A 12550-nucleotide genomic window follows, 5' to 3' on the forward strand; every position below is an offset into this window, starting at 1 on the left:
TTAATCTGTGCTATTAGTGGCTGTGTCGGCCATTTTAGATGTTGTTAATGCTTGTAAATGCCAAATATCATCGCTGTATTGGCCAATCGTTCTGTCACTTGAAAAAACGCCACTGGCAGCAGTATTTAAAATACTCATTTGCGTCCAGTGTTGTTGATCTTGGTAGGCACGCTCAACATTTCGTTGGGCTTGCACAAAACTGTCAAAATCATGGGCAACTAACCAAGGATCGTGAGGACTTTTGATTGCACCAATAATGTCGTCAAATAAACCGGGGTCAAATAAGCTAAAGTGACCACTTTCAAGTAGTTGCATTACGTTAAGTAAATCAGGGCTATTATGAATAATATGCAGTGGGTTATAACTTTGCTTTATACCCTCAATCTGCTCTGCTTGTGCACCAAAAAGAAAGAAATTATCAGCACCTACGGCATCACGAATTTCTATATTCGCCCCATCTAGAGTGCCAATGGTCAGCGCACCATTCATCATAAATTTCATATTACCTGTGCCTGACGCTTCTTTACCAGCAGTCGAAATTTGTTCTGACAAGTCTGTTGCAGGGCAAATAGTTTCCATCGCTGTTACATTATAGTTTGGTAAAAACGCCACACGTAAATAAGGCTGCGCGAGAGGATCTTTATTAATCACATCAGCAACATTATTTATCAGTTTAATGATACGTTTTGCCATGTAATAACCTGGCGCTGCTTTACCGCCTAATAAAACACAGCGTGGCACTAAGTTTTCGGTGTCGCCGCGGCGAATACGATCATATAAATGAATGATATGCAGTACATTTAATAACTGGCGTTTGTATTCATGAATACGCTTTACTTGTACATCAAAGAGCATGCTAGTATCAAATTCAACCCCACACCTAGCTTTAACTAAATCAACTAGACGCTGTTTATTTTCAAGCTTAACTGCTTGCCATTGCTGATGAAAATTAACGTCATCGTAATAACGACGTAATTGGCTAATTTGGGCAAAATCGCCTACCCAATCTTGGCCTATTTTTTCACTAATCAGCTGAGTTAACTTTGGATTACAATGTGCAAGCCAACGGCGCGGCGTGACGCCATTGGTTTTATTGTTGAATTTTTCCGGCCACAACTCATAAAAGGTTTTAAATAGACCTTCTTTAAGTAATTCAGTGTGTAAAGCAGCAACACCATTAACTGAAAAACTGCCCACAATAGCTAAATATGCCATTCTAACTTGCGGGTCTGGGCCTTCTTCGATTAATGACAAGGCTCGTTGTTTTGCAACATCTCCAGGCCACGCCAAAGCAACGTGAGCCAGAAAACGGGCGTTTATCTCGTAGATTATTTCTAGAATACGCGGCAATAAGCGTGAAAATAATGACACTGACCATTTTTCTAGAGCTTCAGGAAGTAATGTGTGATTAGTGTACGCCATTGTACTTGTGGTGATCTGCCATGCGCTATCCCAATCAAGATCATAATCATCAATCAATAAGCGCATTAACTCTGCAACCGCAATACTTGGGTGCGTGTCGTTCAGTTGAAAAACATGATGTTGCGCAAAATCAGTAAAATCTTCGCCGTGCTGTGATACCCACGCATCAACGATATCTTGTAGACTCGCCGACGATAAAAAATACTGCTGCCTAAGCCTTAGCTCTTTACCATTTTCACTGCTGTCATTAGGGTAAAGCACCATCGTAATTTGTTCAGCTAGGTTTTTATGGGCAACCGCATCAGAGTAACTTCCAGCATTAAACTGGCCTAAATCAAACTCATCAGTGGCTTCTGACTTCCAAAGTCTAAGAGTATTCACAATGTCATTTTTATAACCTGGGATCGGCACATCATAAGGGACAGCTAACACGTCTTCCGTATCTAACCATTGGCGATGAACTCGACCGTGTTTATCGGTATAACTTTCTACATGGCCGAAAAACTTAACACGCTTAGCTTGCTCTGGTGCGCTCAACTCCCAGGGATGTCCTTCACGTAACCAATTATCGGGCTGTTCAATTTGGTGACCATCTTCTATTGATTGGTTAAACATGCCATATTCATAACGAATACCGTATCCAGTTACGGGTAATGCCAAGCTTGCACAGCTATCTAAAAAACAAGCTGCCAATCGTCCTAAACCACCATTACCTAGACCAGCATCATGCTCAGCTTCAGCCACTCCTTCAATATGAGCACAATAGTTATTCAGTGCATGCTTGACCTGTGCATCTAAATCTAAATTTAAAATGGCATTACCCAGAGCCCGCCCCATTAAAAACTCCAGCGATATATATGCTGCTTTGCGGCGTTTCTCACTGTGTATTTGTTGCTTAGTGGCGCGACAACGAGCCACTAATCGATCACGGATAGTTAACGCGAGTGCGTTATATAGATATAGTTGAGACTTGCCGACTTTATCGCGGCCAAGGGTATAGTAAAAATGGCGAGATAAATCATCTTCAAGCGTACTTTCATCGATTAAAGGGGCATCTTGCCAGCTTTTTGCAATACATATTTGTTCACCGTTATTAGCCATTTCCTTGATCCTCTAAATTGCCTGTAAAAACCCAACTGCTTTGTGCAGCAACCTCAAACTCTTCGCTATCTTTAAGCTTTACTTGATCAACACTACTGATCGCCAAGTGCCAACCAGCCGATCCTTCAAGCACTGGTAACTGACATTTAACCGCAACATTACTTGCATTTAAAATAATCAATAACGCAGTATTCAACTGAGTATCTTTTAAGCTATACATCAAAAATTGTTTCGAGCCATCATGCCAGTCACTTTCTTGCATTGCTTTACTTTGCTCGGTATACCAGTCAACAGCAAAGCGTTTATCAGTATCATGTAAAAATACACTGTGCTTAAAAACACAATGTTGCTTACGGATACTAAGCACATCATCAATAAACCGCGTCAAGCTATGGTTTCGCTGTGACTCTTTCCATGCCAGCCAACCAGTGCGATTATTTTGGCAATACGCATTATTATTACCGCCTTGTGAATGCCCCATTTCACTGCCAGATGAGAGCATAGGTACGCCTTTTGAAAGCAACAAAGTGAGTAAAAAGTTTTTTTGTTGTTGTAACCGTAACGCTGTTATTTTTACATCATCGGTAAAACCTTCTACACCGCAATTAAATGAATAATTCGCGCTGTGACCGTCGCGGTTTTGCTCACCATTGGCTTCATTATGCTTATGCTCATAGCTTACTAAATCGGTTAATGTGAACCCGTCATGACTGGTGATAAAGTTAATGCTATTGAGCGGTCCTCGATGATTATGACCAAACAAATCAAACGAGCCATGTAAACGTTTAGCAAGCTCAGCCAACATATTGTTTTGGCCTTGCCAAAAACGCCGTACAACATCGCGATATTTATCATTCCATTCACGCCATGGAGCAGGAAAAGCACCAAGCTGATAGCCACCTGGGCCGATATCCCAAGGCTCAGCAATAAGCTTAACTTGGCCTAAGATGGGATCTTGATTAATGGCTTGTAAAAAACTATGGCTTTGACTAAATCCCTGTGCAGTGCGGCCTAAAATGGTGGCTAAATCGAATCTGAACCCATCAACCCCCATTATTTCAACCCAATAACGTAGGCTATCAAGGACCATTTTCAGACTAAATGAGTCATCTATATTTAAAGTATTTCCACAACCTGTATCGTTTATATAAACTGCCGGATCATCGTGTAACGTACGATAGTAACCTGGGTTATTTAAGCCACGCCAAGATAAAATAGCACCATCACTGCCCGCTTCTGCAGTATGGTTGTAAACCACATCCAAAATGACTTCGATACCCGCTTCATGTAGCTTGGTAACCATTTGCTGAAATTCAGCAATTTCATCAGTCACTAAATAATCTTTATGTGGTGTAAAAAAGTTTAACGTATTATAGCCCCAATAATTTTGGAGGCCTTTTGCTGTTAAAAACTGTTCGCTAATAAAGCTGTGTACTGGTAACAACTCTAATGTTGTAATACCGAGTGAGCGTAAATGTTCAATAAAGCTTGGATGGCTCAAACCTAAGTAAGTGCCTTGTAAATGAGCCGGAATACTTGGATGGCGTGCAGTTGCGCCTTTGACATGACATTCATAAATAACTGTTTTACCCCAGCTATGATTGGGCTTTTTACCTTGATAAGGCAATAACTGAACCACTTTAGACTTTGGAATATCAATCGCATTATTGACTGTACTTAAGGTGCCTATAGGCATTTGCCCATAATGGCGCTCACTCCATGTAAATTCACCAAACAAATCTTTTGCATAAGGGTCAATTAACAGTTTTTGACTATTAAAAAACAGTCCTTTTTTAGGTTGGTACTCACCATCAGCACGATAACCATATAAAGTACCGACGGCGAGCGGCGCTATATGTAAACTCCATATGCCACCTTCGTTATTATTCATTGCCAGCTTTAACACTTCGGTATGACCGCTGGCATCAAATAAGCACACATATAACTGTTTAGCCAAAGGTGCATACACAGCAAAATTAACGCCGTCAGCAAGTACACTTGCACCAAGTGGCGAGACATGTCCTTTATTTAGTTCAATTGATAGACTCATCAGGCACCTTTTTTAAGTAAACGGTCGCAAGCGCGGGTAATGAAATCTTGATGCTGTGTTGCTGGCCATGAGTTGCAATAGGTGAACTAGTAATTGTTTTATTGGTATGAGCAAATACACGCACGCTAGAGCCAAACAGTTGCTCATCATCGGTATTTAAAATCACTTCAAACTCACCAGCTGTTGGCACACCAATACAGTAGTCATGGTAAACTGCTGGCGTTAAATTACTGATCACAACCACATAATTACTGGCTTTTTTTGCAAAGCGAATAAAACTAAAAATACTCTGCTGGGCATTTTGGTTATCTATCCAGCAAAAGCCCGCAGGATCGGTGTCCAATTGATGCAGTGCTTCCTCACGACGGTAAACATGATTGAGCAATGTTATGGTTCGCTGCACGCCTTGGTGAGATAAATGCTCAAGCAAATGCCAATCAATAGATTGATCATGATTCCATTCATTTCGTTGCGCTATCTCACTGCCCATAAACAGTAACTTTTTACCTGGGTGTGCCCACATAAACGCGTAATACGCACGTAAATTTGCAAATTTTTGCCAATCATCACCTGGCATTTTTTCAATTAATGAACCTTTACCATGCACCACTTCATCATGGCTTAACGGCAGAATGTAGTTTTCACTGTAGGCATATACCATGGAAAACGTTAATTCATGGTGATGATGCTGGCGGTATAGTGGATCCCGTTGCATATAATGCAAACTATCGTTCATCCAGCCCATGTTCCATTTGTAGCCAAACCCTAAGCCATCATGATCGACCTGACGCGTAACTCCAGGCCAAGCCGTGGACTCTTCAGCAACCATCATGATCCCAGGATTGTTACCATAGCAACGTAAGTTAACTTGCTTTAAACATTCAATCGCACCCAAGTTCTCACGGCCACCGTACTTATTCGGGATCCATTGTCCCTCTTCACGACTGTAATCTAAATAAAGCATGGACGCCACAGCATCAACACGCAGGCCATCAATGGCAAACTCTGCCAACCAGTACATCGCATTTGCAACCAGAAAACTACGAACTTCTGGGCGGTCGTAATTGTAAATGTAAGTGTTCCAATCTGGGTGAAAACCTTGCCGCGCATCTGCATGTTCAAATAAATGCGTGCCATCAAAACAATGTAGGCCATGGGGATCACTTGGAAAATGCCCTGGCACCCAATCAATCAGTAAACCAATATTTGCTAGGTGGCATTGTTCAACAAAATAGCGAAAATCATCCAAACCACCAAAACGACTGGTTGGTGCAAATAAACCAACCGGCTGATATCCCCAAGAGCCATCAAATGGATACTCGCTGATCGGCATAAGTTGAATATGTGTAAAGCCATGCTCTGTTACATAGCTAATGAGCCTCTGTGCTAATTCTTGATACGTTAAATAACGGCCCTCTGCACCACGTTGCCAAGAGCCTAAATGCACTTCATAAATACTGATAGGCGCATCTACTGCATTACGCTTGCTCCGTTGTGCGCGCATTGTGTCGGTCAATTCAATCGCAGCAGGACGAGCTTGTAATACGGAGGCAGTACCCGGAGCTTGTTGCATTTTAAATGCAAATGGATCTGCTTTTTCAAGCACTTCGCCACTGAGCGTAGTGATCGAAAACTTATAACACTGCCCTTGTGTCAGCCCGGGTATAAAGAGGTCCCATACGCCTGACGCAGGATGAAAACGCATAAAATGCTGACTACGTTGCCAATGATTAAATTCACCGATCACTGAGACACTGCTGGCATTGGGTGCCCAAACACTAAAACGCACCCCTTCCGCAGCAGAAAATTCGATAAAATGAGCACCAAGATGACGATAAGCATGCTCCAACGTACCTTCGTTGAATAAGTACATTGCATTGTCATCCAAACTGCTTTCAAATCGATAAACATCTTCACAAACAACCTGACAATCGCTGTAATCAACCACGAGTTGATAAGCCGAGATATCTTTATTATTCAGTTGTAAAATAAATAAATCAGAATCAGGGTAACGTGTGCAAGAAAGTGTTTGCTTCGCCAGTTTAATACTTAAGTTTGTTGCTCCTGGCATATAACAGCGGATTTCACTGTGCGTATCAGAAATAGCATGTAACCCTAAAAAGCTAAATGGGTCTTTAAAGCAGCCACGCTTTAAGGCATCAACTTGTTGTTCATAGTGCTGTAATTTTGCAGATTTACGAACAAGACTGTTCATTTAATTTGTCCTTATGGAATGTATAGCATTGAGCAGTGCACTATGGCGGGTCAAAATATGCTCACTTGAATGCGTTAATACCCGACGCCAATTAGGGTACTCTTGATCTGTTCCCGGAATGTTAACTGGTAAGGTTTGCTCATCTAGGTCATCGAGCTGGATCGTAAATAACTTTGCGGGTGCATGTGCTAAGCCTAAAGTCACGGCATGATAAACATCGCTTGCGTCGCTGTGCTGCGTGAGTGAGTGTGCTTCACAGCTCGATAGAAAACGCAGTAAGCGTTGTTTTTCAATATCGCGCTCTGTTTGAAGTTGAGCTAATTGCTGTTCATCAATTAATTGATATTTCAATCTTAAAGTAAGATCAAGCCCTTGCCACCAACCAAAAAAAGGTGGCACATCATGATTTGCAATCATTAATAATGATTGCGAAGGAAATGACTGCGCAGTTAAAAACTCACCTTGATTATCTTTTTCAAAGTAAAATAAACCATTTGAAAAAATAGCTTTATCTGCAAGGGCGGTTTTCACTTCTGGAGGAACCACACCGAGATCTTCGCCAATCACAATGCATTCGTTTAAATGTGATTCAATTGCCAATACAGCCAGTAAATGTTCAAAAGGATAATAAACATAGCATCCATCTTGTTGCTGCTGATTTTCAAAACACCACCATAGACGACGAATTGCCATTACGTGATCAATGCGCAGGCCACCCACATTTTCCATATTGGCGCGAATTAACGCTTTATAGTAACTAAAATTGTTATCACTGAGCTTAATTGGATTAAGTGCGGGTAATCCCCAGTTTTGCCCTTGCTCAGCCCAAGGATCAGGTGGTGCCCCAACATAGGCCGAATCTGTAAATAGTGACTGTTGATTCAAAAATTCACTGCCATCACCTGCACACCCTACCGCTAGATCATTGATCAAACCGATACTCATACCGTGTTCTCGGGCACTGATTTGACACTGTTTTAATTGCACATGCGCTTGCCATTGTAAGTAGTTGGCAAATTCGGTATCTGTAACCTTCAATGTAGACAGCGTGGCTTCATGCAGCTTACAAAAATCAGCAAAGTGTTGTTTACGTTGTTCACTGCCATAAGTTTGAAAGTGCTGATACAATAATTTAAATGCAGCATACTTAAACTGATTTACTGCACTGTAGTCAATATAACGTAAGTCTTGTATACGCTGTTTAAACTCTTTAGCGGCATGGCTGTGCAAATAGCGTTCAAGTGCAGGATTATTACTGCTATCTACACACAAATCGATGGCTATATAAAGTGGATTTAACAATGCACGGCTATTTGGACTGTAAGGACTTGCTCGCTCTGGTTGCTCACAAAAAAGTAAATGCAGTGGGTTTAGTAAAATATAGTCCAACTGCTGCTGCGCAGATTGCTGCACTAGCGCCAGTAAATCAGCAAAGTCCCCTACACCAAGATCAGCTTTATTTTTTAAACTATAAAGTTGAATAGATAACCCGCTTTGCTTTTTATCACTTACTTGATAGCAATGTCGAGGTGTTACCCATAGCTGGGTGTGCTGTATGATATCGGCCACTTGCACATGTGCATCAACATAGCCAATTGGCAAACTGGGTAAAGGAAAAACGAGCTCTAAATACGTGATCCCGTTAAATACATAATCACCGCTACAATCAAGCGCAGCTAATGAATGTGTAACAGTCGGCAAATTAACACTGGAAAAAGAGACCGTACAGTCTTGAGCTAGCATACGGCTATCAACTCGCACTTTAACAGCAGGTTGCTCAGCATTGACTAAACTACAACTTGGCACCAGTTGTAGCCATTTATTTGCATCTAAAAGAACATTAAGATGATCAACCTGTGCCTGATCAGTGACATCAACACCACAGCATTGCAAAGCCTTACTGCGGGTTGCATTACTAAACACAACATGTTCGCCGTTATACTTAGTGTACTCATAGCCAATACCATGTAGATAAAATAGCTGTGAAAGTGACTCCATTAACCGCGCCTTAAATACGTTGTGTATTAACGATACTATTCTCTGTACCAAAGCTATTCGCAATATATCCATCAGCGTGATGATCATTGTCCCAAATAGTTCCATTAACTAAATAGCGAAAATGAAACTGTTGGTCGCTGGGTAAACGTTGCTTAAGCTTAAAACACTGCTCTTTTTTATTAAACTTCATAGCCACAGGCTGCCAATCAGTAAATTCAGCAACTAGTTGAACTTGATCTGCCTGAGGATGCTGAAATTCAAAGGTAACTTCAGCTTCATTTTTAGTTTTAAAAAATCGTTTACTTAACATAGCGGGCTCCAACTAAACCTTATGGTTAATTAATCCTTGCCACCGTGCCGTGCTCAACTACTCAACATATGCAGGGGGTTGTATTGTGTTTTATAACTTTGTTCAGTTAAACAAAGTTATATTGATGCTTTATGACAGTGCAATTAAATTAATGCTGCACCTAAAAAGTGCAATAAAATTGCAAAATGTTCACCTACTTATAAGCAATTAAAACAGGAGCAAGAACTAAACCAAGTTTTAATTACTGTCCAAATAGTGAACTATAAAGTAGTTAACAAATAGCATCTGGTAAAGTGAATTAATTTAATAGTTAAGTTGAGTAAACACTCGATAATCCGCGACACAACAGCGTTTAATGAAATTGCGCTTTCTTTACAAACCTATTGTAAAGAAATGTTTTGTTAGTTAGTCTGACAAACTATATACTGGCAAAAATGCACAGTACCTAATAATAAACTCATACAATTGGGATCAAATGGTTTAATGGAATGACTAAACTTTTTCGCTTACTCAGTATTACCTTCATTGCTATCATTATTTTTTGTTATGGCATGAATATATTATTAACCAAGCAAGTCAATACTATTAATCCGCAGCAATCGAGCATTGCAATCAAAGCATTCGATACCGCCACCACAGAGCTCACCATGCCCGCTTGGTATAACCCGATTCTAAGTGGTCATCATATCATCAGCAAAGATGGCATCGATTACTTACTCATTAAAGTCACCGATACACAGTTTATTACCGCACAATCATCATCGATGATCAAAGCAACCATTTTGTCACCCGTTAATTTAATTTTATTGATTTTAGTTGGTTTATTTTTTACCTGGTATTTAGGCAAACAGCTCAATAGCAGACGCGAAAAACAACTCATTTCCCAACTTAACTCACAAACTCAAAAAATAATCGACTCCTTTAATATACAACTTCCTAGCCTAGAACATCCGACAGAAATCACTCGTCTGAGCCAAGCAATTAATGCTTTAACCACGCATGTTGCTAATTACGCTCGCGAAACCCAAACAAGTATCTGCCAAGACAAACTCACATTATTAATTGACCGTCATGCATACATAGAACATCTTGATCGGCAACTCAATGGCGCAGAATTCAAAAGTATTCACTGTGCATTACTTTTTATCGATTTAGACGGTTTCAAACAAGTTAATGATTCCTTTGGCCACAGTTTTGGTGATGAAGTACTCATACAAGTTGCCGAACGCCTTGCCAGCGTATTGCGTCACCATAAGCTTAATGATGTCAACCCAACAAGCTTGTTAGAGCAAAACTTAGCACGTTTAGGTGGTGATGAGTTTTCTATATTTATTAATAATATAGATGTTGACTCAAAAGCGCTCGATGTGGCGCAACATGTGCTAAACGAAATAGAACGTGACTTTGTTCTCGGTAATAAGCTTATAAAAATTAGCGCCAGTGTTGGCATCGCGGTTTATCCCGACAGCGCCTCCACACCACATGCTTTATTGCAAATGGCTGATGTTGCAATGTATCGCGCTAAAACCGACGGGCGTGGAATTTTTAAAGTCTATTCACCAGAAATGGGGAATAAGATGCGCCGTTACCACTACCTGCTAGAAGAACTAAGGTTAGCGATTGCGTGTCAGAATTTTCACTTATCATTTCAACCTATCGTACATGTGGAAGATTGTGCGATAGACTACTTTGAAGCCTTAGTTCGTTGGGATCACCCTGTTGAGGGAGCTATTTCTCCTGTTGAGTTTATTCCTATCGCTGAAGAGTCAAACCTTATTTTAGAGCTTGGTGACTGGATCATGTTGGAATCATGCCGACAAATGTCGGCGTGGCACAACGCGGGAATGCGCAAAGTAAAAATTTCTGTAAATGTCTCAGGTATCCAATTAAAACACCGCCCTGTGCATGAGTGGGTAATGCAAAAGCTCGCTAAAACCGGCCTACCACCCAGTTCTTTGATGTTAGAAATTACCGAGTCAACCTTGATCACGGCAAGTGATACCATTATTAATGAACTTGAAAAGTTGCGTAAAGAGGGAGTCACCATCGCGATTGATGATTTTGGAACCGGGTTTAGCTCTTTAAGTACCTTAGCCGACTTACCTATTGATGTTATTAAGATTGACCGACTGTTTATTGCACAGGCCAATGAAAACCCAAAATACAACGAAATTTTAAACTCAATCAGTGAGTTAGGAGCAAAGTTAGGCCTTAAAATCGTTGCTGAAGGGGTTGAAGAAATTGCCCAATTTGAATTAGTAAAACGTATGGGGATCAGCTGCGTACAAGGCTACTTAGTTAGCCATCCCCAATCATCAGTCAATGTTGGCAGTAAAGTATTACAAGGTAATGTTAATCATATTGCCGCCACTGGAACTGGCGTGTGGAACCTCGAAGTATAATAAGGACTCATTATCACCCTCTTGCCATAGAAATTATATTAAAAATAGATAATAATACTCAGTAACTTAGTATCAATCCTAGCTTTCCATGCTCAAAAAAAGCCTTTATTCTCTAATCACCGTGGCCATTTTAGTTGCCGCTATCATTGTCAGTATGTCTATTTATACCCTATACAGTAAAAAAAAAATTAGTGTAGATCCTAAGTTAAAAGAAATATCGGGGATTGAATTTGATAAATTTAATCGACTGTGGGCTATAAATGATGGCGGTGATGATCCAAAACTCTATCGTCTTAACGAAGATGGTTCAATTGCTAAAGAAGTGCTGGTAACAAATGCTAAAAATATCGACTGGGAGGATATGACTCAAAACGACTTTGGTCATTTCTTTTTGGGAGATTTTGGTAATAATAAGCAAGAACGCAAATGGCTAACGATCTATAAAATCGAAAACCCTATTGATATTAAAGGCGATACTACCGAAGCCGAGATCATTAAATTCACCTACCCAGAACTTGATGGTAATCCTGTAGCGCCAGATAAGCGTAATTTTGATCTTGAAGCATTTGTTGCATTTGGCCGCCACTTATATCTTTTTACAAAGAATCGTACCGAACCATTTGATGGTATAACCAATGTATATAAAGTCGGCGATCACGCCGCTAACTTCGATGCTGAGTTAATTGATTCATTTAAAACCTGTACCACTATGGAGAAGCTATGTTGGATCACCTCAGCCGCGTTAAGTCCAAATCGTACTAAATTAGTCCTGCTTGATTCCACAAGTATCTGGCTTTTTGAAAACTTTAGCGGGGATAAGTTTTTCTCAGGCGATGTCTCTAGAGTAGACTTAGGGATTGTCACACAAAAAGAAGCGATCACTTTTTACGATGAAAATACCTTGATCTTTACCGATGAGGAATTTAAAGGCATTGGCGGCAATGCTTATGTTATTAAATTAGATGAAGTAACAAAAAAGATTATTCGTAAATTGCCTGAGCACCCCTAATATAGTGTGAGCTTTTACAGTTACACTTAGTTTAATCACCGCG

General features: G+C 40.4%; 7 protein-coding genes. 2 read left to right on the forward strand and 5 right to left on the reverse strand.

Going from position 1 to position 12550, the window contains the following annotated elements:
* Genes PHAL_RS0101845 through PHAL_RS0101865 form a run of 5 tightly spaced genes read right to left on the reverse strand, consistent with a single transcriptional unit; the run spans position 1 to position 9096 of the window.
* Positions 1 to 2523, reverse strand: coding sequence for a glycogen/starch/alpha-glucan phosphorylase (locus PHAL_RS0101845; protein ID WP_016706700.1), 2523 nt, complete (start codon positions 2521 to 2523; stop codon positions 1 to 3).
* Positions 2516 to 4573: a glycogen debranching protein GlgX gene (gene glgX / locus PHAL_RS22690; protein ID WP_016706701.1), complete on the reverse strand. Its 2058-nt coding sequence runs from the start codon at positions 4571 to 4573 to the stop codon at positions 2516 to 2518. Before glgX ends, PHAL_RS0101845 begins: the two co-directional genes overlap by 8 nt.
* Entirely contained in the window at positions 4557 to 6788 is a 2232-nt protein-coding gene (gene glgB / locus PHAL_RS0101855) for a 1,4-alpha-glucan branching protein GlgB (RefSeq protein WP_016706702.1), read from the reverse strand. The genes glgX and glgB overlap by 17 nt, the downstream gene beginning before the upstream one ends.
* The gene (malQ, locus tag PHAL_RS0101860) at positions 6789 to 8786 is read right to left on the reverse strand and encodes a 4-alpha-glucanotransferase (protein ID WP_016706703.1); all 1998 of its coding nucleotides are present in this window, start codon (positions 8784 to 8786) and stop codon (positions 6789 to 6791) included.
* Between the two features lie 10 nt (positions 8787 to 8796).
* On the reverse strand, positions 8797 to 9096 hold the full coding sequence (locus PHAL_RS0101865; protein ID WP_016706704.1) for an isoamylase early set domain-containing protein: 300 nt from the start codon (positions 9094 to 9096) through the stop codon (positions 8797 to 8799).
* A gap of 488 nt (positions 9097 to 9584) precedes the next feature.
* Between PHAL_RS0101865 and PHAL_RS0101870 the strand changes: the two genes are divergently transcribed.
* Positions 9585 to 11498, forward strand: coding sequence for a putative bifunctional diguanylate cyclase/phosphodiesterase (locus tag PHAL_RS0101870; protein WP_016706705.1), 1914 nt, complete (start codon positions 9585 to 9587; stop codon positions 11496 to 11498).
* 88 nt (positions 11499 to 11586) lie between these two features.
* Positions 11587 to 12507, forward strand: a complete 921-nt coding sequence (locus PHAL_RS0101875; protein ID WP_016706706.1) for a hypothetical protein — start codon at positions 11587 to 11589, stop codon at positions 12505 to 12507.
* The last annotated feature ends 43 nt before the right edge of the window (positions 12508 to 12550 follow it).

This window comes from Pseudoalteromonas haloplanktis ATCC 14393, assembly GCF_000238355.1.
GTDB classification, from domain to species: domain Bacteria; phylum Pseudomonadota; class Gammaproteobacteria; order Enterobacterales; family Alteromonadaceae; genus Pseudoalteromonas; species Pseudoalteromonas haloplanktis.

Excerpts from the sequence above, each read along its gene's own strand:
- glgB (WP_016706702.1), bottom strand. The coding sequence starts at position 6,788 with ATGAACAGTCTTGTTCGTAAATCTGCAAAATTACAGCACTATGAACAA.
- glgX (WP_016706701.1), bottom strand. The coding sequence starts at position 4,573 with ATGAGTCTATCAATTGAACTAAATAAAGGACATGTCTCGCCACTTGGT.
- PHAL_RS0101875 (WP_016706706.1), top strand. The coding sequence starts at position 11,587 with ATGCTCAAAAAAAGCCTTTATTCTCTAATCACCGTGGCCATTTTAGTT.
- PHAL_RS0101845 (WP_016706700.1), bottom strand. The coding sequence starts at position 2,523 with ATGGCTAATAACGGTGAACAAATATGTATTGCAAAAAGCTGGCAAGAT.
- malQ (WP_016706703.1), bottom strand. The coding sequence starts at position 8,786 with ATGGAGTCACTTTCACAGCTATTTTATCTACATGGTATTGGCTATGAG.
- PHAL_RS0101865 (WP_016706704.1), bottom strand. The coding sequence starts at position 9,096 with ATGTTAAGTAAACGATTTTTTAAAACTAAAAATGAAGCTGAAGTTACC.
- PHAL_RS0101870 (WP_016706705.1), top strand. The coding sequence starts at position 9,585 with ATGACTAAACTTTTTCGCTTACTCAGTATTACCTTCATTGCTATCATT.